We start from the raw sequence: 20,798 nt of genomic DNA on the forward strand, positions 1-20,798 counted from the left end.
TTCTTCAAGACACCGGCCACCGCACTGGTGATGCTGCGCATATGTCGAACTCACACGATTTTCTCCCCAGTCCCCGCTACGGTGTCGACGCTCCGGCGTTCCCCGCCCTGACCGGCGCCGTTGGCGTCGCCTGCTGCCTCGCCGCCACCCGGTGGCCGCTGAGCCGACGTGGACGAGCCACCACGGCCGCCGTCGGCGCGGCGGTGCTCGCGTCCACCGGGGTGTACCTGCACACCACGCTGCGCGGCAAACTCCGCTTCTGGGAGCGAGAGCTGAACCGGATCGGCCTGAAGGGCGGCGAGCAGCTGCTCGACCTCGGCTGCGGTCGCGGCATGGTCCTGACCGCGGCAGCGACGCGGCTGCCGAAGGGACGTGCCCACGGCGTCGACCTGTGGACCGGCGACCAGAGCGGCAACAACCCCGAGGCCACCCTGGCCAACTGCGCAGCAGCCGGGGTCGCCGCCCGGGTCGAGGTGCACACGGCCGACATGACCGAGCTGCCGTTCGAGGACGCGTCCTTCGACGTGGTGACGAGCGCGATGGCCATCCACAACATCCCCTCGCGCGAGGCGCGCCGCAGTGCCGTGGACGAGGCGATGCGGGTGCTGCGCCCCGGTGGGCAGCTGGTCGTCGCGGACCTGTGGTGGGCTCTCAAGGACTACACGGCGCACCTCGGACACGGCACGCTGCGTCCGCTCGGACCCGGGTACTGGTACGGCGGGCCGTGGTTCGCCGTCACGCTGTTCCGTGTCGTGAAGGAGTCGGCCCCGACGGGTGAGGAGCCGTGCTGACTGCGTGACTGCGTGACTGCGTGACCGCGTGACTGCGTGACTGCGTGACCGCGTCCAGCGCCCGCATCCCGCCCTGCACGTCGAGGTGTGCCGGCATCCGGGCGACCGCCGCATGGTGAGGAGGCCGCGTCGGCCGGCCCGCGCTCCCGGTGCCCCGACCACGTCGGCGACCGCGCCCCGGGCGGGGTGGAGCAGCCGCACCGGGCTCGGATCGCGGCCGAGGCCTGGCGGGCCCGGCACGCCACCGTCGGCGAGGAAGCCGGGCTGATCGACAATCAGCGCCGCCGGCTCGTGGCACAGGCCGTCGGGCACGGCCTGGACCTCGACGAGCTGGCCCTCCTCGCGGGCCTGCCGCGCAGCGACGTCAGGGAGATCCTCGGCCCGTCGCCGGAACCCGCGTGGATGGGAGACCCGGACGACGGCCCGGCCCGGCCCGGCCTGACCTGGCCAGGCCACCGGTGTGCCGGCATCGCGCCCGGCTTCGGCCGGCGCCTCTCGACGCGGCAGGGCCTCGGGGGTCAGTGCGACGAGGGGCGTGGGGCGGGGGAAAGAGTGATGACGGTGGCACAGCTGGCGGTGCCGTTGAGTTCGTGGAGGAGGACCTGGCCCGGGGGACAGCTGGTCGGCTGCGGGGTGGGGACGGTGAACCTGGGCGGGGGCGCCGTGGCCGGGATCCGGGCGGCCTGTTCCGGGGTGAGGGGCTGCGCGGGTACGGGCGGAGCCGGACGGGCAGGCAGGGACTGCAGCCGGGTGGGCGGCTGTGCGGCCGTGCGCGGCGTGGGCCGTACCGAAGCGGCGGGCGGCTCGGCCGCGTCGGCCGGCGGCGACGCGGACGGTGAGGCCGACGGGGCGGTGGGGGAGGTGGACGGCTCGGCGCTCACGGCGGGTGAGGCGGACGGTGGGGTAGCTGGGTCGGGCGCCGCGGCCGAGGGCGAACCGTCGGTGGCGGCGGGGAGCGCCCCGTGGCTGGCCGCCGTGGTGGAACCCGCGCCCACCGCCAGCCAGCCGGCTACTGCGGCCAGTGCCAGCGCCCCTGCGGCGACCGCGGCCGGCCGCCCCTTGCGCCCGGTGAATCGGGCGGTCAGGGGGGCCCGGCCGCTCGGGCCCGCGGCATCCCCGTCAACGACGCCCGGCTGCTCCTGGTCCTGGTCCTGGTCCTGCTCCGGCTCCTGCTCGGACATCCGCCTGCTCCCGTGGTCGACACTGATCAGCCGTGGATCCTAGCGACCGTCAGCGTCACCGCCAGCACCGCCTCAGCGGTGCCGCCCGGGGCCGACAGCAGTGCCGCCCGGCCGGAGGCAGGCGGTGATGGACCGCCGCGTGGTGGTGGACGTCCTGGAGCGGGAGCAGACGGCGGGCCTGGGGGTGGTCGGCGTCCGGCGCGGTCGGCCAGGTCCGGCCCCAGAGCGTGGTGCAGACGTGCATCGTCCACGTGCTGCGGAACTCCGTCCGCTACACCTCCAAGCGGGACTGAGCGGCGTCGCCCGCGACCTCAAGCCCGTCTACACCGCGCCGAACGAGGCCGCGGCCCTGGAGCCGGTTCGCCGAGTTCACCGCTGCGTGGGAAGCGTCCTACCCGGCCGTCGTGCGACTGTGGGAGCGGGCCTGGTCCGAGATGGTCCCCTTCCTGGCGGTCGACGCTGAGATCCGAAAGATCATCTGTACGACCAACGCCATCGAGAGCCTCAACTCCCGCCACCGCAGGGCCGCCGGCGCCTGCGGCCACTTCCCCAACAAGCAGGCCGCCCTCAACGGCTCCACCTGGCCACCCTCGCGCTCGACCCCACCGGACGCGGCCGCCAACGCTGGAGCAACCGCTGGATGGCCGCCCTCAACGCCTTCGACATCACCTTCGACGGACGCCTGTCACCCGGACGGGCGTAGGCCACCCGGCCCACGCCCGACAGCAGGATCAACACCTGGTTCAACCGGGTGTCGTACACCTGGATCGTGATAGCCCGTCAGGCTTCTGGCGGGCGGCGGCTGCCTGTTGGAGGGATCGGGTGGTCTGGGTGACGGAGGGGGTCTGGAGGGCTTCGCGGTGGCAGAGCAGGTAGTGGGTCCGGTCGGCGGTGCCGAGTGGGCGCACCTGGACGTCGGGGTGGCGGTAGGCGTCGAGGGCCAGCTGCGGCAGGAGGGCGACGCCCAGGTTGCGGGCGACCAGGTTCTGGATCACGACGTAGTCGTCGGTGCTGTGCCGGATGTCGGGGGTGAAGCCGGCGAGCTCGCAGGTGCGGGTGAGGTGGGCGGCGCAGCCCGGGCAGCCGGCGATCCACGGGGTGGTGGTCAGGACCGTCAGGGGTTCGGCGGCGGTCACGGCGGCGTGGCCGGTGGGGACGACCAGGCGCACCGGGTCGGTGGTCAGCGGGATCACCTGGAGGTCGGGACCGTGGTCCGGCGGCCGGTCGTCGTGCGAGAAGAGGACCGCGAGGTCGGCCTCTCCACTGGTCACCAGGTCGGCGGCCGCAGGGGGTTCGCACTGGGTCAGGCGGATCTCCAGGCCGCGGTGGCGGCGGGCCAGGTCCGTCATGGCGGTCGGCACGAGGGTGGCGCTCGCGGAGGGGAAGGCCGCCAGGCGGACGGTGCCGGCGCTGAGGTCGGCGAGCGCGGCCATGTCGTCCTCGGCCGCGTGCAGACGAGTGGCGATGGCGTCCGCGTGGCGCAGCAGGGTCGCGCCGGCTTCGGTGAGCCTGATGCCGCGGGAGTGGCGGACCACGAGGGGCAGGCCGGCCTGGCGTTCGAGGTGGCGCAGGTGCTGGCTGACGGCGGGCTGGGTCCAGCCGAGTTTGCGGGCCGCCGCTGCGATCGACTCGGTGCGGGCGACCTCGCGGAAGATCAGCAGGCGATGCGTGTCCACGGCCCCAAGTATCCCTTGGGGGGCGGCCAAGGGTCACGGGGCTACCGCGGGTGCCGGCCGCGAAGCAGGCTGGAGCCCGGACATCAGCCGAACTCCAGGACTTCCGAACTCCGGGACTTCCGAGCTCCGGGACTTCGGCACTTCGGCGCTTCGGGAATTCGGGAGGAAGCATGCGGACCATCGGACTGATCGGCGGGATGAGCTGGGAGTCCTCGGCGGAGTACTACCGGCTCCTCAACGAGCTGGTCCGCGAGCGACTGGGCGGGCACCACTGTGCGCCGAGCGTCATGGTCACGGTGGACTTCGCCGCGATCGAGGCGATGCAGCGGGCCGACGACTGGCAGGAGGCCGCCGGGCGGCTCGCCGAGGCCGCGGTGAGCCTGGAGCGGGCTGGGGCGGAGCTGGTTGTGCTGTGTACCAACACGATGCACCGGGTCGCGGGCGAGATCGCCGCCGCGATCGGAATCCCGTTCGTGGACATCATCGACGCAACGGCGCAGCGGATCCGTGCAGCCGGCATGCACACGGTCGGCCTGCTGGGGACGCGGTTCACCATGGAGGGCGCGTTCTACCGGGCCCGGATGGCGGAGCACGGGATCGAGGTCCTCGCCCCGGACGGGCCGGACCGTACGGTGGTCCACGAGGTCATCTACGGGGAGCTGACCCGGGGGCGAATCCTGGAGTCCTCGCGGCGGGAGTTCACGCGCATCATTGCGGCCCTCGCCAAGGAGGGTGCCGAGGGTGTGGTCCTCGGCTGCACCGAGATCCCGCTGCTGATCGGCCCGGCCGACACGCCGGTGCCGCTCTTCGACACCACCCGCCTGCACGTCGAGCACGCGGTGGAACTCGCCCTGTCCGCGCCGGGCTCGACGGCTCGGCGGTAGCGGGCGCGGCGGAGTCCGCGTCCTCGGTGCGGGAGGTGCGGTCGCCGGCGGCCGGCCCCGCCGCGCCCACCCGCAGCAGGGCCCGGGCCGGCGGGTACGGCTGTCCGAGGGCTCGCCAGGCGGCCACCGCGGCCGTCCAGTCGCTGTCCAGTCGCCGTCCTCCCAGGCCTTGGCGGTGGCCCGTTCGGCCTGCTGTGCCGGGCCGGGTACTGCGAGCTTCGCCGCTTGAGCGCCGAGCTCGCGGGCCCGTCGGCTCACCACCTCGGCCGCCTCCGGTTGCCGCGCGCCTACGTCCGCGCCCAGCTCGTTCGTCGCCTACCCGGCCAGGGCCAACGCCCAGCCCTGGGCCGGCCAATGCCCGGTATGGGGGCATCCCTGCCCACGCCCGTCGGCCGGACCGGCGGAGGAGGACCCGGAACACGCGGTGGTCCCGGCGCCCGCCGGCCACCTGCGCCCGCAGCACCGCCTCCGCGCGGCCCTCCGAGGGCGCGCCGGCCGCCGCACTGCCCGGGGAACCGGTCACCAGGCCACCCCGAGCGCGGCCAGCTGCTTGCGCTGCTCGGCGCTCAGCTTGTCCCTGCGAGCCTGGTGCTGTTCAACCACACCCCCAGCGCCACGTCGGCTCCGCGGTGGGCACGGGGTACCCGCGCATGGCCCTCACGCGCGACGCAGAGAGCGCCAGGGCATCCAGGCCCTGCTGGAACCGCTGCGCCTGACTGCGCCGCCCGGCCACCTTGACCGCCGCCACGGGCCGTTCGGCAGCCAGCACCGGAGCCTGGCTGATGCCCAGCGCCGGCAGCAGCCCGCGCTGCTCCTCCACCAGGTCCGCCCAGCCGCCGCGCTGCGCTCCCATCCGGCGACCGAGGTGTTCGCCCTCGAACTCGGTCCCCCCGGGCAGCTGCGCCCACTCGAGGCGGCCGGCGGCAAGCCCCCACGGCCGGGGCGCGCCGTGGGTGCGCTGCCAGGTGATCTGTCGCTGCGGTGCCCACCACGGGTCGATCCCGTCCGCCGTGTAGCGGTCCGTGGTGTGGGTGACCAGGCGCCTCGGGCGGACGAGGACATCGCAGATCCCCTCTGGAGGGCTGACGGGCCGGCTCGCATCGCTGGCTGGGCCCGGCCAGGGGTTCGGCTTCCCATCCCGGCAGCACGTCGATCGGTCGACGCGCCTCCAGGTCCACCAACATCGCCGCGTACGAGTTGCCCTTGCGCAGCGCGAAGTCGTCAACCCCAGGCACTCGCACGGTCGTTGCTGAAGGCTCTGGCATCGAGCGAAGCAGGTGCGGCAGGGTGGCCTTCGCGACGCGGATGCCGAGCCGCGCTGCCAGGCGTGCACCAGGACGGCCGGCGGGCGTGCAGGCGGGCGTGCAGGCGATGGACAGCACGACCGACCGCAGCAACGGGTCTTGCGGGAGTGTGGGGTGGTCAGCCCCTCGATCGGCTCGGCGAACGTCACCGCGGCGCAAGCGGTGTTCAGGCAGCGGAAGCGGCGGACCAGTAGTTCGATGAACACAGCCCGGCCTCCGATCGCCGCGTCCGCCAGACGACGGACGTAGCGACCGTGTACACGCCGCGACGACCTCCGGCACCGCGGGCACACCCCACCAGCCGCACGCGCATGGGCGTGAAGGACGATCTCGGCTGCCGACTGCTGTACGAACTCGACTACAACGGCCGACAAATGCGGAAGAACAACCTCGATGCTCCGACCAACTCGTGCCGGCGCGCTCCATGACCTGGTCGGCGATCGCGGCAAGCTCGCTCTCGGAGACGCTGACCAACCCGTGGCACGCGTCCGCGATCGCGCCGGTCCGCCGGTCGGCCGGGTTCACCCAGCCCCCGTACCGTCGCTCGGCCTGGAGACGATAGTGGAAGGTGGCGGCGCGCGGCCCCGGAGGCCGCGGCGTCCCCGCGGTCGCCGGTGACGCCGGATTCGCGCCGGGAACGGACGCGGCGTGGTCCGCGTGCTCGTCAGATGGCCAGCGTGGGGGTCGTTGACGTGCTCATCGTGGCACTGAGGGCGTAAGCCACCGGTCGCGACCACCGGCCGGGCTCGCCCCGCCGGCCCCGGCAATATCACGGCGGTGGTGGACAGCAGCCTCGAACTGGGCCTGTTGGTGCCGACCAACACCGTGCCCGACCCGCGCGCTCCGTTCTGCACCGGCCTTGCTTCTGCGGGGTGCTTGGAAGCGATCTCACTTGGAAGGCTCGCGGTGGCAGCTGACGGGGACGGTGCGGGCGCATCTGACCTTGTGTGTGAAGATCGGGCCATGTGCACCCGCGGAAGGTGCTCGTCAGAAGATCACCCACAGATGCAAGGAGAGGTGCTGGATGTTCGCCGGGGCCACCGCGCGCTTGCTGGTCACGAACGACGGTGAGACGCCGCTGGAGCTGACCGTGGAGCCCTGGGCGGACACCTACCAGATCCAGCGGCAGCAGACCTGCGTTGTTGTCACCCACTCACCGGCGGCGGACGGTTCCTGGTCCGGGACGTTGCGTGGGGACGAGCCCTTCCAGATCATGCATCGACCGGATTCGGTCACGGTGTGGGCCAACGGCCACTGCTTCCACCTTGCCGACATGGCGGGCCATGCGATCGACGCAGCCGACTGGCAGTGCCCAGCTCAGGGTGAGGCATCCTGAAGGGCCTGCGAGCGGCGACCGATCACGTGCTGACACCATGAGAAGTCGTCACACTTGGCGACTCGATGGTGACAGATCAGGGCAGCCGCGATGCTGGCGAAGGCGGCGAGGTGCTCGGCTTTGCGTTCGTAGCGACGGTGGAGTCGGCGGAGGCCGTTCAGCCAGGGGGACCCGGTGGAGCTTGGCCCATACCCGGGCCCACCCGGGCCTTGCTCCACTCGGCGAACCGCCGGTGGGCCGTTGGCCCCGACGGCCGGAAGCACGGTGGCAGCTCTGAGCCTGCGGGTAGCCCGAGGTCGCGACGAACACCGACTCCCGCACCAACCTCCAGGAGCGCCTGGGGCGATGTGGGAGGCCGGTCGTTCGCGATTGCGGGCAGGGCCGCCCGCCGACGGGTTACCGATCGGCCGGGGTCAATACCCGCGTGACCAGGGCGACGTCGGCCTTGGGTATCACGATCACGTGCTGCCCGTCGCCGGCCGTCAGGTCGAAGCGGGCCATCTTGGGGTGCGGGGTCTTCTGTTCCGACTCCGACAGGCGGAACGGTCCCCGGAGAGCGACGTTCTCGCCGGTGCGCTGGTTGCGCCAGGTCACCGTGTCGGCTGCGAGGTACAGGTGGCCCAAGGCCGCCTGCGGAACGGTGCGTCCCTTCCCGATCGACAGCATCTTGACCGTGCCCAGCGTGGGGCTCGAGCAGAACACCTGCAAGGTGGTGCCTGCCTGAAGGTCGGCCAGGTCCTGCTCCGTGCTCAGCCGTCGGAGGCCGAACATCGAGAGCAGGTTGTCGGCGAGGGTTCTGGTGCCGGCGGCGCGGCGGATGTTGCTCGTCACGGCGGAGATCATCTCAGGGAGGCCCGGAGGGTTCGTGACCGGGGGGACAGCCGGGACGAGCCGGGACGGACGGCGGGCCAGGCACCCGGTAACGGCAGGAAGGTCCTGCGCGTAACGCCAACGCCAGCCACCCTGACGTCCTGGGCGCCCAACGCAAAGAGCGCGCCCGTATTCGGAGCGGGAAGGGCATTGGCTGGGGCGCAGGCCCGCTCCTGGTCGCCTGAGGAGCCGGAAAGCCGACCCGTCACGATGCGTCGTCGGAGGTCTCGGGAGCGGTGGTCTGGCTCAGTTGGATCAAGTCCCACCGGTTTCCGTAGAGGTCCCGGAAGACGGCGACTGTGCCGTACGGCTCGTGGCGGGGGGCTTCCTCGAACATGACGCCGGCCGCCTTCATGCGTGTGTAGTCGCGGTCGAAGGCCTTGGTGTTCAGGAACCAGCCGACACGGCCTCCGGTCTGGTCCCCGACACGGGCTTCTTGCTCGCCGGTCACGGCCTTCGCCAGGAGCACAGCGGTTTCCTGGGCGCCAGGAGGGGCAACGACCACCCAGCGCTTGCTGTCGTCGAGACGCGTGTCTTCCAGGAGTTCAAAGCCGAGAACGTCCACATAGAAGGCGATCGCCGCATCGTAGTCACGCACGACGATACTCACCAGTCCGAGAAAAGGCATCCAACGATCATGCCTGCAAGACAGCTGGCGGACTACCCAACCCGGTGAACCTCCTCGGTCACAGCATGACTGCGGCATGTCGAAAACTCGTACGGGTTTTCAGGCGTCGCTGGGATGATGGCCGGCATGTCACGGGGTGCCAACATCTTCCTGCAGCTGACCGTGCTGCTGACCGCGTTCGCCCTGCGGACCCAGGCCATGGGGTGGCTGTTCATGTTCGCAGTCGTGTTCACGTGCGGGATCGGCGCGGCTGCCATCGCGCTGCCACTGATCGGAGCGGCCCTGGTCCCACTGCCCGACGGACGCCTGCACGCGCCGCTGGTGGTGCTGTTCCTGGCCGCCGACGCCTTCCTGCTCACCTTCGCGCTGCTGCTGCCCGACGCCGGCGACTCCTACTCCTACGCCCCGCTGTCCGTGCTGAACGGGCACCGCGAGCTGTCGCCCGACACGGCGAGCCTGTTCACGGATCTCGGCGCCCTGGCCCTGGCCGGCTATGTGGTCACAGCCTTGGCCGCGCTGGTCGTTGCGGCGCGCCGACGGCTGCCCGGGCCGCCGCCCGTCGGTCCGTGGCCGCCCACGCGCGCCTGACCAGTGGGTGGTGGCCCTCGTGTCCGTAGCGGGGCTGCGCGGCGTTTCGAGAAGGACGGCCTGAAACCCGCTCTGGTCGTCGGCGATGCAGCGGCGCATATGGGCCTCCCCGTCGGGGCGGATGGCCTTGACCTTCGGGCTGGGCGTCACCGCAGATGGTGAGCACCGTGCCTGGCTGGATGCCCGGAAAGCTCCTGGCTCCTGGTGATGGTTTGACTGACCACCACAGCCGGGTCCCGAGGTCAGGTCCGGGGTGTGGGCCGCGCGCCGCCCCGGCTGGTGGCGGTGTCGGTCGCGGATCGTAGGCTCGCGAGCATGGATTTTCCTGACTGCGGCTGCCTGCTCTGCGACACGAACAGCGCACCTTCCACCTGGGATGCGCGTGACAGCCGCATCGCGGAGAGCATTCGAACCTACGACTGGCACGTCCAGGGGGTCATGTCCGGAGGGGACCTGCCTGGCGATTGGTCGTACTCCATCGGCCTCTGGCACACCCTGCGCAGCCCCGAGGTCAGCTTCTTCGGGATTCCCATGCAGACCGGAATGCAAATCGTCAACACTCTCGGTCACCGGATCCGCGATGGGCACCCACTGGAGCCGGACCAGTGGCGAGAGGACGTGCTCGGCGGCGGTGTGCCGGTGGCGATCCGGCCCGTTCACCCGAGCTGGTACCTGAGCTTCTTCGGCGCCGGCATCGACTTCTACCAGCGCCCGCCGTGGCCCGTCACGCAGATGTTCTGGCCCGACAAGCAGGGCCGCTTCCCCTGGGAGGAGGGCGTCGAGGAAACCTGTCGCCTGCTGCAACCCCTGCTGTGGATCCCGCGCGAGGACTCTCACGGACCCTGGAGCGGACCGGACACCAGCCCAGCCAGCCTCCCCGAGCCCGGTGACGCTTACGAGGGTGACCAGGTCGCCGGAGGGACCACCGAGGCTCAGCAGTCGTAGCGGTGGATCGTGGGCCAGCCGGGGCAGGTGTGGCAGATGAAGACGTACACGCCGCCCAGGTCACCCATGTCCATGGCGTGGCCGATGTCCTGCCGGCTGTCGGACGGCTCCCACCCGCAGCCGGGACGGCTGCGTTCCCCGAGGGGAAGCCATCGCCCGCACGACTCGCTGGCAGAGATCGTCAGGAGGTGCTCCATCTGTTTGCCGCAGGCGCAGTGGGGCCACCTGGGGGGCTGGGTCCAGCCCGGATAGCCGCCGACCTTGCTCTGGTTCGTGGTGAACGCGTCGTAGTAGGAGATGCCGGTGCTCTGCTCCACCTCGTCGCTCCACTCGCCCACGCGCTCGGACAGGTGCTCGGGCATGTCCCAGTTGGGGTACTCGGTCGTCTCGGTGGGGTGTATCACGCAGGGCCGGGGCACGTACTCGTCGTCGAAGTCGTACGGCTGCGGCATCTCCTGCAGCAGCGGCCCGGAGCCGGCCTTCGTGGCGCAGCGCCACCGCAGGACGGGCACCGGCGACCACTGGTCGTGCTCGGAGTGGATCAGCGGGCACCACAGCACCTGGAGGACATCGCTTCCGGCCGGAAACCTCAGCGCCGGAACATCGGTGGCGAACAGCTGAAGCACGGGCACCATGGCCACGGGGTCCGGACCCACCACCGCACATCCACGCGCGGGGTTGTAGTGCTCCGGTGCGGCACACGTCGGCCACGGCTCGTCGGCCGGCCACAGCAGCGGTCCGCCGAGCGAACTCTGCTGTCGCCCGGGGGAGCCGGCACGCGGATACAGCAAGGTCGTGGTTCGTGCGTGCGGCAGCAGGTCCGGGAAGTGCGCCGCGATGTCGAGTGGCGGCGGCGGAACGGTAAAAGTCATGAGGCCTCCAAAACGCCGCATGCTAGCGCGGGCCCCGGACACCACAACCAGACGACCCCGCCACCGTAGACGCTGAAGGGGGCAAGGGCAGCCGAGCAGCGCGGTTTCCTGCTGCACATCCAGGCCCAGTTCGGCTACCAGTCCGCGGCCGGCTCGGCCGACGACCTGCGGATGCGCACTATCACCCAGCACCTGCCTGGTGGCGTCGCCCAGCGCCCGTTCACCGCCGTCGACGCCGGCGCCACTCCCCGCAGCCAGGAACGCATCCTGGCCGACGGCCTCCAGGAGCACTACTTCCGCGTCAAGGGGCGCCGTGCGAGTGGTCTGCTCGCCGACATCACCGGCTTGCAGTGGGCCGACTTCGACATCACCTGACGGGCGGTTGGGCCGGGATCGTAGGGGCCGTCAGGCGGTGGGCAGGGCGAAGAGCCTGGAGTCGGCCCTCAGAAACAGACGCTTGATGGTGCGCTCGCAGGACCGGGCCCGGAAAGGTGCCTGACCGCCTGCTGCCCGTGCAGGTGTGGGTGAGAGAGCCGCCATGCGGAGGAGGTCGCTCCACCGGTGCGGTCAGCCGTTGCGCTGAACCGGCGGCAAGGCGTGCGAGCGGGACTGCGCCGTCGGCCGGAAAACCAGTTGGGGCGCCCGGCAGTGCCGGACCCCAACTCTCGTAGCGGGGACAGGATTTGAACCTGCGACCTCTGGGTTATGAGCCCAGCGAGCTACCGAGCTGCTCCACCCCGCGTCGGTGACACCAGTATAGCGGTCGTGATCACATGGTCTGACGCTTTTCCCAGCGGGGCGCGCGGGGGCGAGAAGCCGGCAGATCAGCTGGCGACGAGGTAGTCGGGCACCCACCAGGGCGCAGCGCTGGTGGGTGCCTGGGCCAGCAGGCGGCCCGTCTGTTCGTCCAGCCAGGCCCGCACCCGCCCCGGGGCGTGGCCCATGAGTTCAGCAGGGACGGCCGCGGTGGCCTCAGCCGCGGCCAGGACGAGGGCCGCGTGGTCCTTCTCACGCCGCAGGAACGCCTCGCGCCGCTCGACCACCCGCACGGCCTGCCCGGCATCGAGCACGCCCACCTGCACCGACCTCGGCCCGCCGGCGGCGACCGCATCGATGCCGGACCACACCAACGCCATCACCACCGGCATCACCGGACGCGACGCACCCACCCGCCGCGCCCGCTCGCCGGCCGTCGTCGCCACCTCACCCAGCCAGACCCGCGCCCCCGCAGCATCGCCCTGATGCAACTCCAACACCAGCACCGCCTGCCACCGAGCCAACGTCAACGCCAACGCGACCGCCGCCGGCTGCGCCCCGCCCGCGTCACCGTCGCACGCGCCCACCGACCACGCCCGAAGAAACCCGCCCGCCCGCTGCTCCCAGGCCTCGGTAGGGCGAGTGCGCTGCGCCAGGGTGTCGCCAGCGATCCGCAGCAGTCCGAGTGCCGCCAGCTGCGCGCCGTCGTCCGCAAGCCCGGGCCACCGTTCGCTCACCGCACACCCTCCGTCACAACCTGATGGTTCTCCGGACCGTCTGCATACCACTCCAGCTGGCGGCGGTGGGAGGCCGGGGCCACAGGTTCGGCTAGGGGCAGTAGCTCTGCCCACAGGAACAGGCTCTGGCTCAACCGCGGTGGTGGTGGGGCGCCGTCCCGGTGGGCGTCGCCGCCCCATCGGTCGATTGAAGGCTCTGGCACCCTTCTCCCATGGATTCGACCAGGGCGCAGGACGTCGTCGAGGCAGAGTGGGCGAAGCTCCTGGTCTCGGATCGCGTGGACGGTGATCTGCTGCGCGCCGCCTACGTGGAGCCCAGACTGCGGCAGCTCTTCCCGTGGGTCGGCATGTGGGAGCTGCACTTCAGCCGGTGCACCGAGCACCCCTGCACGTGGGACGTGCCCTACATCGCCCCACGACTGGGCGGAGGCTTCGTCGTGGCAGGCCCGTCCAGACTGCAGTTTGTCGGTGAGGCTGATACCGCTGAGGCAGCTGTGGCGATGGTGGTGGACCGTCTGCCGCCGGGCTGTGGCCGGGCCATTGTCGGCAACCGGCACGACGTCCCCGCATTGGCACAGGACGGCTGACGATCGGGCCTGGTCCCCGAGCCGGTTGACGCCACGCCTCAGCAGTGGGGCGGCCTGGCGCTGCCTGGCGGGCGGTGTCCGCGCGGGGCCCTGGTATGGGAGGCCTGCACGGCGCGATCGCCCCGCGATGCGCTCGGCTTGGCGACGCGGCGGGATCCCGCGGACTGGGATGCACCAGAGGATGGCCGGCGACGCCGCGCAGGGACAAGCCCCGACCGGCACGTGGAGATTTCCAGGTGTGCCTGCACTGGCCGGCCTGGAGCCAGGGGCCTGCGTATGGCGGAGGGACGAGGGTTGTCGCTCGGGTGACCTCGCACACCCTGTCCGCCGCAACCAGCACAACGGAGCGTGGCGACCAGTCGGCGCGCCTGATGGTGCACCGGGAGCCGCAGGCGCCCGGGGCGCTCTCCCGTCCCGGGATCCTGGGTGACAGGGCATCAGGCACAGCCGGCGCGCTGGGGGAGGGGCGACACGAGGGCTTGGTGTCACAGCGTGCTGGCAGCATCGTCGCCGGCGATGCGGAGAAGGGGGAACGGGCGTGAGCTTCCTGGGGATGTGGTGCGTGGTCCCGATGCGGGCCGATGCCATCATGCGCTACGTACCGGACTTCGCGCCCGCCATCGAAGCCCAGGCAACCGATCCCGACTCCCTCGCCTTCCTCCAACGCTGGCGGGCGAGCGGCAGCACCGAAGCCGGCCGGCACGACTTCGTCGAGAGCGCCGCCCCGTGCGTGTTGGACGAGAAGATCTGCCTCGTCTACGAGGCCTGGGAACACGGCCGCGACCCCTCCCTGCCCTACCTTGCCGTCGCCGCCCGCAACAGCTACCCGGCGGCAGGCCTGGCCTATGCCCTGGGACCGGAGTGTTTCGCTCACCTGCCCGGCTGGATGGGCGACTTCATCCTCACCCCCGACCAGGTCCGCCACACCCTGCCCGACATCGAACGCGCCTTCACCTGGACACCGGCCACCCGGCGCCACGCCGCGCAGCTCCTGACCGCGGCCCTGCGCGACGAATGCGCCCAGGACGACCTCGACGCGCTCCTCGACGGCCTCCCCCCGCTCTGGCGCGCCGCGACAGATGCCGGCCGGGGGCTTCTCGCGGCCCACTTCATCCCCTGAACCCCGCGCACGCCCCGCAGCCAGCCAGCCAGCCGGCGGGCAGGGCCGGGAGGCGGAAAGGGGCCCTGGCCCGCTCTGGTTCACCGCCCCCGGGGCGGGGAGCGGGTGCTGTCCGGCCGCGGCCGCACGACATCGCGGGCCCCCGTAGGCCCTTCTGGGGGAGTCGGCTCGTGGTCAGGCCTCGGGGTCCGGAAGCCGCCAGTCGAAGGGCAGCAGCTCACGCTGCCAGCCGGGTGATCCGTTCAGCGCGTCGGTGGCTGCGGGCGTGCGCAGGAGACAGCGGTGGCGCAGCAGATCCCGCCGCTCGCCTGGTGTCAGGAGCCGCTCTTCGGGGCTGAGGTTGTGCGGGTGGTCGGGGTGCAGGTCGGCGTCGCCGTCGATCGGTCGGTGTCCTGTCACGTTGAGCCGATCGCCAGCCGGACTCCGGTAGTCGAGGCGGAAGTCGGTGCGCCACTGGGAGTTGCCGCCCCAGCCCTGGGACAGGTCGATCGTGGGACGGTGGCGGCGCCGGAAGACCCAGTACAGCGGCGAGCGGTCCGCGACGCCGTGCTGCGCGTGCTCGACGCCCGCGCGGATCCGCACGCCCGCCCGGTTGAACAGCAGCCCGCCGAGCATCAGCCCGGGCCAGACGATCGCGGTGATCTCGATTGGCGCGTGCGGGTCCTCGGCCTGTTCGACCTCGACGATCTCGTGGAGGAACGGGTCGAACGCCTTGCCGTCCTCGAACGGCGTCAGGCCGAGCGAGGTGAACAGGTCGAGGTACTCGCGCTGGGAGAGCATGGGCTGCGGGTCCGGGCCGAGGGGCTCGTCGGCGGGAGGCTGGAAGGCGAGCAGCAGCCGGTCGCTGACCCGCTGCAGGGCGTAGAGCTCCCACACCAGCTCCTGCCCGCCCGGCTTGGTGCACCACGAGCAGTCCACGGCAGCCGTGGCCAGCCAGTCCCGGTAGCCGCCGCGGGCCCGCTCCAGCCACGGCAGGAACACCGCCTCGTACGGCTGGCTCCCCTCGTACCACGCCAGGGCCTCGTACAGTTCTCGCGCATCCACCCCGTAGGACATCCGAGGAGCCTACGGGAGGCACCGCAGTCCTCCGACCGCAGGCCCGGCCTGGCCCGGACCGCCGGTCGGGGCGGCCTACCGCAAGGAGATCCACGTGCTGTCGGCGACGGTTCCACCCACCGCCGGCCTCGAGTCCGCCACCCTGCCCGCCGACCCCAAGCCCCGTGGCTGGTTGGCGGGGGGACGGTGCTGCCAACCGATCGGGTGTCAGGGAACCTCAACGAGCCCGATCCTGGTCAGGGATTCTTGACACACGGTCAGGCAGGGGAGAGGGATGCCACTCCGCAATTGCCCAGGCACTTGAAGTGACCAATGCGGCCGAACGTCGGCTCCACGGCAGGCAGGGCGTGGCCATGGGATCGTGGACTCTCGCGCCGGACCGCTGCTCACGCTGCGGACGCAACCGAGCCGGCGCCGCCGAAATCGCCGACAGGATGGATGTGCGGGCCCAGGGCGTCGCGACGTCGTACCTCTGCCCGGGGTGTCAGGCGAGCGAGGAGGCCGCCTTCGAGGTGGTGAGCGCCGGGCCGGGCGACCACGCGGCCGGCTGCGTCGAGGCCGGCGACCAGAGGCGGGTGGCCTGGCACACCGTCACGGCCGGGGCCGGTCTCCACGACTCCCGGGTCTGATCGGGCACTGTGCCCCGCACGACCCGGCTGGAGCCGGTAGCGCGCCGGGGTTCGGGAGCACAGAAGACACCCCGCCCGCCCTCTCCCGCACCAGCTGCCTCACCCGTCCCAGCTACCGGCTCATCGCATGACCGAATAGCGCAGCAGAGTCCGCGACGGGGTGTGAAGCGGCCGGCGCGGAGGTGCCGAGCACGGCGGCGACCGGTTCCCACGCGTCGTGGTGTCGCAGGGTGATGGTGAGCCCGGGTGTGCTGTACCTGGGTAGCTGGTGGCCTGGTTGCCGCCGACGGCTGGGCCGAAGCTGAGGTCATCGCTCACCCCGCAAGGGTCTACCGCCCTGACATGACGAACAGGATCCCCTTGAACACCTCTGGCACCACCAGCCCCGCCGTGCTCGAACAGCTTCAGCGCCGATCCACCGACCCGAAGCGGCGCGTCCTCTTCACCGGCGCGACCATCGTCACCATGGACCCCGACTCCGGTGTCCTGCACGGCGCAGACCTGCTCGTCGAAGGCGACACGATCCTCGCTGTCGGCCCCGGCCTGAGCCGGGAGGGAGCTGTGGTCGTCGACGCGACCGGCACGATCCTGGCCCCTGGCTTTGTCGACACCCACCGGCACGCCTGGGAGACGCAGCTGCGCCGGATCATGCCGGATGTCGACGACCTCGGCGCCTACGTCATGTCCACCCTCTCCGGTTACGCCACGGTCTACCGGCCCCACGACATGTACGTCGGGACGAAGCTGGCCGCTCTGACGGCGATCGACAGCGGCATCACCTGCATGCTCGACTTCTCCCACAACTCACGCACCGCCGAGCACTCCGATGCCGCGATCCAGGCTCTCATCGACACCGGTATCCGAGGCGTGCACGCCGCCATGAGCCCGCACTTCGGTGACTGGGACAAGCAGTGGCCAGGCGACCTGACCCGCATCATGGAGAAGTACTTCGCCGGCGATGACCAGTTGCTGACCCTGCGTCTGGCCGCGCTGGCCACCGATGAGATCGCCGGGCCGGCACTCGCCTACGGCCCCGAACTCGCCCGCACAGCGAAGGAGCTGGGTATCGGTGTGAGCGTGGATGCCGTGTTCGGTCCCTCCTCCTCGCAGGCCGTCCTGGGCTGGGAGAAGGACGGCATCCTCGGCGCGGACCTCACCCTCATCCACGCCACCGGCCTGACTCCCCAGGCGTGGGAGGCCATCGGGAGGACCGGGACGACCATCGCTCTGGCTCCCACCTCGGACGCGCAGATCGGGCTGGAGAGTGCGATCCCCGCGATCGATGAGGCCCTGGCGGTGGGGGTGCGGCCCGGTCTGAGCATCGACGTCGAGGTGGCCCTGGCCAGCGACATGTTCACGCAGATGCGGGCCCTACACGCCATCCAGCGCATGCGCGCGGTCAACGCGGTCTACGGCACCGACCAGCAGCCGGCCCGGATCACCACCTACGACGTCCTGGACTTTGCGACCCTCCAAGGCGCCCGTACCAACGGCCTGGACGGCGTCACCGGTTCGCTCACCCCGGGCAGGAAGGCCGACCTCTTGGTCATCCAGGCGGAAGACCTCAACAACATGCCGCTCAACGATGCGGTCGGCACCATCGTCCTGGGCTCGGACGCGCGCAACATCAGCGCCGTCCTCATCAGCGGCGAAGCTCGCAAATGGAACGGCCAGGTCCTCGACGTCGACCTGCCCGCTCTGCGCGAGGAGGTCCATGCCTCCCGCGCATACGTGCTCAACACCCCCGCGGCCTGAGCACCACCCCTTCGCTTCGAGGACCTGGGCAGCACCTCTCCCGGGCCTCGGGCAAGCGGTGCGCCACCTCACCCGGCCCGCAGAGCGGAGGCCGTGCGCCCTCGTTTCGCGGGAGAGATGACGCGACGGCGCCCGCGCCCGCGCGCCCCGACATCAGGGCCTCACCCAGCACCACCGACGAGACCGAAAGCAGACACCGACATGGCCACCACACCCTGGACGGCGCCGCACCGCGACGACGAGGTCCTGCGCGCCCTGCGTGACCCGCAAGGACGCCCGCTCCTGCTGACCGGCGGCACGGTCATCACCGCTGACCCGCTGCTGGGCGACTGGCAGGAAGCCGACGTCCTCATCGGCGGCTCCGTGATCGTGGGGATCGGCCCCGGCCTGCTGACCGCAGCCGGGGACGACAACATGATCGTCATCGACTGCGCGGACACCCTCGTCCTGCCCGCCGCCTACGACTTCACCGCCGCACACACCAGCACCACCCTCACCCCCGGCCAAGCCGCCGACATCGCCGTCCTGCGCCTGGCCGATACGCCCGAAGCCCCCGCCGGCGCAGCTCCGGACCGCGGCAGCCACCTCGACCTCCTGGTCACCGGCGGGCAGGTCCGCCTCTGGAACGGCCGCCCCCTCGACGCGGCCGACACCACCACCAAACCGGCCCCCGCGGGTGCTCCCGCCCACGACCCGACGCATCCCTTCCTGGGGACGTGGGTTGACGACGACGACTTCGTGCGCCAGGAGCTGCTGCCCGACGGGCGTTACGACGAGGCGCGCGGGGGCCGCCCCAGCGCCTACCAGGGCCGCTACTGGATCACCGGTAACCGCATCGACTACCTCGACGACCTGGGTTTCTGGGCCTTCGGCGAATTCCAGGACGGCAGCCTGCACCACGCCGGCTACCGCTTCACCCGCCGCTGACCACGCCACCCCGCGTCTTTCCCTGGCCGATCGCACCTCCCTCGTGCGATCGGACGGCCCGTGTCCCCGGAGTCCGTGTGTCATCAGCGCCGTCCTCATGGCCCTGGGCCTGCTGGCCGTACGCCGCACCCTGCATCTGCAACCCCACCCCCCGCCGGGACACCGACGGTGGCCTGCTCCGGGCTTTCACCGCGATGCCGCGGCTGCCGGTGCCCTGACCGGGCAGGGCTTCGGCATCACGTCCTGCGTGTCGCCGCTGCCGGGCTCGTCCTGGGTGCCGTCCTGGCGTTGCCGACCCTGCGCCACCAGCACCCGGGGTAATCTCCTTCCATTGTGTGCATGGGAGCCCCTCGCACCATGGTGCGAGGGGCTCCCATGCACAAGGCCGTGCCGCTGTGTTAATGCTCCGTGGCGGATTCCTGATGACGTGTGGCGTGGAGGCTGCCGAGCAGGGCAAGCGCCTGGGCGCCGGCGCTGCCGGGTTCGGCGTGGTAGATCACCAACTGCTGGCCTGGCGCTCCGCGCACGTCGAAGGTCTGGTAGGTCAGGTCGAGAGCACCGACGTCGGGGTGAACGAGCTCCTTGCCGGCACCGGTCTTTCCGTGGACGGTGTGCGAGGACCACAGGGCGGCGAACTCCTCGCTCTCCCGGGACAGGGCGCCGACGAGGTCGTGCAGACGCCGGTAGTGCGGGTCCAGGCCCATGGCGTGACGCAGTCCGGCCACGACCGCCTGCGCTGCCCGCCCCCACTGCGTGAAGAAGCTCCGGGCGGCCGGGTCGAGGAACGTCATCCGGGCCATGTTGTCCATGTCCTCGAACGGCGAGAACAGCGCGTCGGCAAGCGCGTTCGAAGCCAGGAAGTCGTTGGCCGGGTTGAGGACGAACGCCGCAGCGCTCGAGTGTCCGTCCAGCAACTGGCGCAGCGCAGGACTCACACTCTCCCGGGGCTGCGGCCGCTCACCATCCGGCGCGGAACCGGCCAGCCGGAACATGTGCTTCCGCGCCTCGTCATCCATCCGCAGCGCACCGCTGATGGACTCCAGGATCTGCGGGGACGGGCTGCGCTCGCGGCCCTGCTCCAAGCGAGCGTAGTAGTCACTGTTCATGCCGGCCAGGACGGCCACCTCCTCCCTCCGCAATCCCGCCACCCGGCGCGCACCGTAGGAGGCGAGCCCGACATCATCGGGGCGCAGGCGGGCACGGTGGGCACGCAGGAAATCTCCGAGATCGTTGCTGGTCACCTCCCCAGGCTAAAGCCGCCCCCACCCCGTGTGCGTGGGTGCGCCATACCCAGGAACGACTCGTCCTGGCTCGCGCCCGCCGACCCGCCCACACTGGCGATCAGCACAGCGAGACAAGCAGGAGCGCATGGTGAAAAAGCAGACGAACGGGTCGCAGGAAGCCGCCGGGCGAAGGACCGGTGACGTGGACGTGGTCGGGATGTGGGTGACCGCGGACGGGCACATCCGCCAGGAGTTGCTGCCCGACGGCCGGTACGACGAGGCCCGTGGAACCCGGCCCAGCGCCTACACCGGCCGCTACACGGTGACCGGCAGCCACCTCGACTACGTCGACGACACCGGGTTCACCGCCACCGGCGACATCCGCGACGGGGTGCTCTTCCACGAGCACCTCGTCCTGTACAAGGAGAACCAGGCGTGACAGCAAGTCACTTGGGCTCATCGAACTGGGCCGGTTTCTATCCGAACCGGCTCGGGTTCAGCGCACCGTGGGGCAGCTCGTACGACACGTGAGGACTGGCGGCCGGGGAGGGGGTGTCGGGGGTGGGGGACATGATCGCCGCCGTTACGATCATCTGACTCGACGGAAGCCCTGTTGTCCTCGCTCTACGACTTTGCCGTCTGGGAGCCGTTGCTGAGGCTGCTTCGGTCCGCGAGCGCGGAGCGCCTGGCCAGGCAGGGCGGCTTCGTGACCGGGCGCATCGGCCTCGGTTCGTGGAGCGTGGCGGTGGGGCGGCAAATCGCGGAGCCCGCAGCGGCCGCGCTCGTGTCGCACGGGGAGGAGGAGCTCGAGGCGGCCACGCGCGTGCAGGCGGCGCTCTTCGAGTCCCCGCTCGCTGGGGTCGGCGAGGCTGCCGGGCCGGGGGCCGTCGGTGCGGCAGCGCGCGCAGCAGATGCGGCCCACTGGGGAAACCA

21 protein-coding genes, 1 tRNA gene and 3 pseudogenes are annotated in these 20,798 nt (G+C 71.4%); 13 read left to right on the forward strand and 12 right to left on the reverse strand.

From position 1 onward, the window contains the following. Nucleotides 1-41 precede the first annotated feature (41 nt). Nucleotides 42-791, forward strand: a complete 750-nt coding sequence (locus ACQRUO_RS04920; protein ID WP_428314466.1) for a class I SAM-dependent methyltransferase — start codon at nucleotides 42-44, stop codon at nucleotides 789-791. Nucleotides 792-1,309: 518 nt separating this feature from the next. On the opposite strand, the gene ACQRUO_RS04925 is transcribed toward ACQRUO_RS04920, so the two are convergent. After that, the gene (locus tag ACQRUO_RS04925) at nucleotides 1,310-1,972 is read right to left on the reverse strand and encodes a hypothetical protein (protein ID WP_428314467.1); all 663 of its coding nucleotides are present in this window, start codon (nucleotides 1,970-1,972) and stop codon (nucleotides 1,310-1,312) included. 200 nt (nucleotides 1,973-2,172) lie between these two features. Here ACQRUO_RS04925 and ACQRUO_RS04930 point away from each other — a divergent pair. Beyond that, a pseudogene (locus tag ACQRUO_RS04930) lies at nucleotides 2,173-2,675 on the forward strand (transposase); the annotation flags it as partial. Nucleotides 2,676-2,715: 40 nt separating this feature from the next. Here the strand turns inward: ACQRUO_RS04930 and ACQRUO_RS04935 are convergent. Further along, nucleotides 2,716-3,648 (reverse strand): LysR family transcriptional regulator, encoded by a 933-nt coding sequence (locus ACQRUO_RS04935; protein ID WP_428314468.1) that lies wholly within the window; start codon nucleotides 3,646-3,648, stop codon nucleotides 2,716-2,718. A 170-nt stretch (nucleotides 3,649-3,818) separates the two neighbouring features. Between ACQRUO_RS04935 and ACQRUO_RS04940 the strand changes: the two genes are divergently transcribed. Further along, nucleotides 3,819-4,532, forward strand: a complete 714-nt coding sequence (locus tag ACQRUO_RS04940; protein ID WP_428314469.1) for an aspartate/glutamate racemase family protein — start codon at nucleotides 3,819-3,821, stop codon at nucleotides 4,530-4,532. 595 nt (nucleotides 4,533-5,127) lie between these two features. Here ACQRUO_RS04940 and ACQRUO_RS04945 read toward each other — a convergent pair. Both ACQRUO_RS04945 and ACQRUO_RS04950 read right to left on the reverse strand, forming a co-directional pair. Next, entirely contained in the window at nucleotides 5,128-5,385 is a 258-nt protein-coding gene (locus tag ACQRUO_RS04945) for a hypothetical protein (protein WP_428314501.1), read from the reverse strand. A 630-nt stretch (nucleotides 5,386-6,015) separates the two neighbouring features. Beyond that, nucleotides 6,016-6,129: pseudogene (locus ACQRUO_RS04950) on the reverse strand (transposase family protein); the annotation flags it as partial. A gap of 731 nt (nucleotides 6,130-6,860) precedes the next feature. Between ACQRUO_RS04950 and ACQRUO_RS04955 the strand changes: the two are divergent. Next, nucleotides 6,861-7,172, forward strand: a complete 312-nt coding sequence (locus tag ACQRUO_RS04955) for a hypothetical protein (RefSeq protein WP_428314470.1) — start codon at nucleotides 6,861-6,863, stop codon at nucleotides 7,170-7,172. 59 nt (nucleotides 7,173-7,231) lie between these two features. Here ACQRUO_RS04955 and ACQRUO_RS04960 read toward each other — a convergent pair. From ACQRUO_RS04960 to ACQRUO_RS04970, 3 genes and pseudogenes are all read right to left on the reverse strand, one after another. After that, nucleotides 7,232-7,336 (reverse strand): annotated as a pseudogene (locus ACQRUO_RS04960) (IS5/IS1182 family transposase); the annotation flags it as partial. A gap of 232 nt (nucleotides 7,337-7,568) precedes the next feature. After that, nucleotides 7,569-8,003, reverse strand: a complete 435-nt coding sequence (locus tag ACQRUO_RS04965) for a hypothetical protein (protein ID WP_428314471.1) — start codon at nucleotides 8,001-8,003, stop codon at nucleotides 7,569-7,571. Between the two features lie 244 nt (nucleotides 8,004-8,247). Beyond that, nucleotides 8,248-8,670 carry a VOC family protein gene (locus ACQRUO_RS04970; RefSeq protein WP_428314472.1) on the reverse strand — a complete coding sequence of 141 codons (423 nt, stop codon included), beginning with the start codon at nucleotides 8,668-8,670 and terminating at the stop codon, nucleotides 8,248-8,250. 126 nt (nucleotides 8,671-8,796) lie between these two features. Between ACQRUO_RS04970 and ACQRUO_RS04975 the strand changes: the two genes are divergently transcribed. Both ACQRUO_RS04975 and ACQRUO_RS04980 read left to right on the forward strand, forming a co-directional pair. Continuing rightward, complete coding sequence (locus tag ACQRUO_RS04975; protein ID WP_428314473.1) at nucleotides 8,797-9,258, forward strand: hypothetical protein; 462 nt, start codon at nucleotides 8,797-8,799, stop codon at nucleotides 9,256-9,258. Between the two features lie 315 nt (nucleotides 9,259-9,573). Then, nucleotides 9,574-10,203, forward strand: coding sequence for a DUF4262 domain-containing protein (locus ACQRUO_RS04980; protein ID WP_428314474.1), 630 nt, complete (start codon nucleotides 9,574-9,576; stop codon nucleotides 10,201-10,203). On the opposite strand, the gene ACQRUO_RS04985 is transcribed toward ACQRUO_RS04980, so the two are convergent. After that, complete coding sequence (locus ACQRUO_RS04985; protein ID WP_428314475.1) at nucleotides 10,191-10,838, reverse strand: hypothetical protein; 648 nt, start codon at nucleotides 10,836-10,838, stop codon at nucleotides 10,191-10,193. The genes ACQRUO_RS04980 and ACQRUO_RS04985 overlap by 13 nt on opposite strands. A gap of 309 nt (nucleotides 10,839-11,147) precedes the next feature. Between ACQRUO_RS04985 and tpg the strand changes: the two genes are divergently transcribed. Beyond that, on the forward strand, nucleotides 11,148-11,450 hold the full coding sequence (tpg, locus tag ACQRUO_RS04990; protein WP_428314499.1) for a telomere-protecting terminal protein Tpg: 303 nt from the start codon (nucleotides 11,148-11,150) through the stop codon (nucleotides 11,448-11,450). A gap of 293 nt (nucleotides 11,451-11,743) precedes the next feature. On the opposite strand, the gene ACQRUO_RS04995 is transcribed toward tpg, so the two are convergent. Together ACQRUO_RS04995 and ACQRUO_RS05000 are read right to left on the reverse strand one after the other, a co-directional pair. After that, nucleotides 11,744-11,817 (reverse strand) — tRNA-Met (locus ACQRUO_RS04995). An 82-nt stretch (nucleotides 11,818-11,899) separates the two neighbouring features. Then, nucleotides 11,900-12,568, reverse strand: coding sequence for a hypothetical protein (locus ACQRUO_RS05000; protein ID WP_428314476.1), 669 nt, complete (start codon nucleotides 12,566-12,568; stop codon nucleotides 11,900-11,902). A gap of 212 nt (nucleotides 12,569-12,780) precedes the next feature. Between ACQRUO_RS05000 and ACQRUO_RS05005 the strand changes: the two genes are divergently transcribed. Then, nucleotides 12,781-13,155, forward strand: coding sequence for a DUF6193 family natural product biosynthesis protein (locus tag ACQRUO_RS05005; RefSeq protein WP_428314477.1), 375 nt, complete (start codon nucleotides 12,781-12,783; stop codon nucleotides 13,153-13,155). Between the two features lie 538 nt (nucleotides 13,156-13,693). Then, the gene (locus ACQRUO_RS05010; RefSeq protein WP_428314478.1) at nucleotides 13,694-14,275 is read left to right on the forward strand and encodes a hypothetical protein; all 582 of its coding nucleotides are present in this window, start codon (nucleotides 13,694-13,696) and stop codon (nucleotides 14,273-14,275) included. A 174-nt stretch (nucleotides 14,276-14,449) separates the two neighbouring features. Here the strand turns inward: ACQRUO_RS05010 and ACQRUO_RS05015 are convergent, their stop codons facing one another. Then, nucleotides 14,450-15,331, reverse strand: coding sequence for a hypothetical protein (locus ACQRUO_RS05015; protein WP_428314479.1), 882 nt, complete (start codon nucleotides 15,329-15,331; stop codon nucleotides 14,450-14,452). 434 nt (nucleotides 15,332-15,765) lie between these two features. Here ACQRUO_RS05015 and ACQRUO_RS05020 point away from each other — a divergent pair, with 434 nt between their 5' ends. The 3 genes from ACQRUO_RS05020 to ACQRUO_RS05030 all read left to right on the forward strand — a co-directional run bounded on the left by ACQRUO_RS05020 (nucleotide 15,766) and on the right by ACQRUO_RS05030 (nucleotide 18,642). Next, nucleotides 15,766-15,960, forward strand: a complete 195-nt coding sequence (locus ACQRUO_RS05020) for a hypothetical protein (RefSeq protein WP_428314480.1) — start codon at nucleotides 15,766-15,768, stop codon at nucleotides 15,958-15,960. Between the two features lie 342 nt (nucleotides 15,961-16,302). Next, nucleotides 16,303-17,715, forward strand: coding sequence for an amidohydrolase family protein (locus ACQRUO_RS05025; protein WP_428314481.1), 1,413 nt, complete (start codon nucleotides 16,303-16,305; stop codon nucleotides 17,713-17,715). Between the two features lie 201 nt (nucleotides 17,716-17,916). Next, nucleotides 17,917-18,642, forward strand: a complete 726-nt coding sequence (locus ACQRUO_RS05030) for an Atu4866 domain-containing protein (protein ID WP_428314482.1) — start codon at nucleotides 17,917-17,919, stop codon at nucleotides 18,640-18,642. 398 nt (nucleotides 18,643-19,040) lie between these two features. Here ACQRUO_RS05030 and ACQRUO_RS05035 read toward each other — a convergent pair whose 3' ends face one another. After that, nucleotides 19,041-19,883, reverse strand: coding sequence for a helix-turn-helix transcriptional regulator (locus ACQRUO_RS05035; RefSeq protein WP_428314483.1), 843 nt, complete (start codon nucleotides 19,881-19,883; stop codon nucleotides 19,041-19,043). Between the two features lie 199 nt (nucleotides 19,884-20,082). On the opposite strand from ACQRUO_RS05035, the gene ACQRUO_RS05040 reads away from it, so the two are divergent. Continuing rightward, complete coding sequence (locus tag ACQRUO_RS05040; protein WP_428314500.1) at nucleotides 20,083-20,304, forward strand: Atu4866 domain-containing protein; 222 nt, start codon at nucleotides 20,083-20,085, stop codon at nucleotides 20,302-20,304. The last annotated feature ends 494 nt before the right edge of the window (nucleotides 20,305-20,798 follow it).

The sequence above is a fragment of the Kitasatospora sp. LaBMicrA B282 genome (assembly GCF_050325825.1).
GTDB lineage: Bacteria > Actinomycetota > Actinomycetes > Streptomycetales > Streptomycetaceae > Kitasatospora.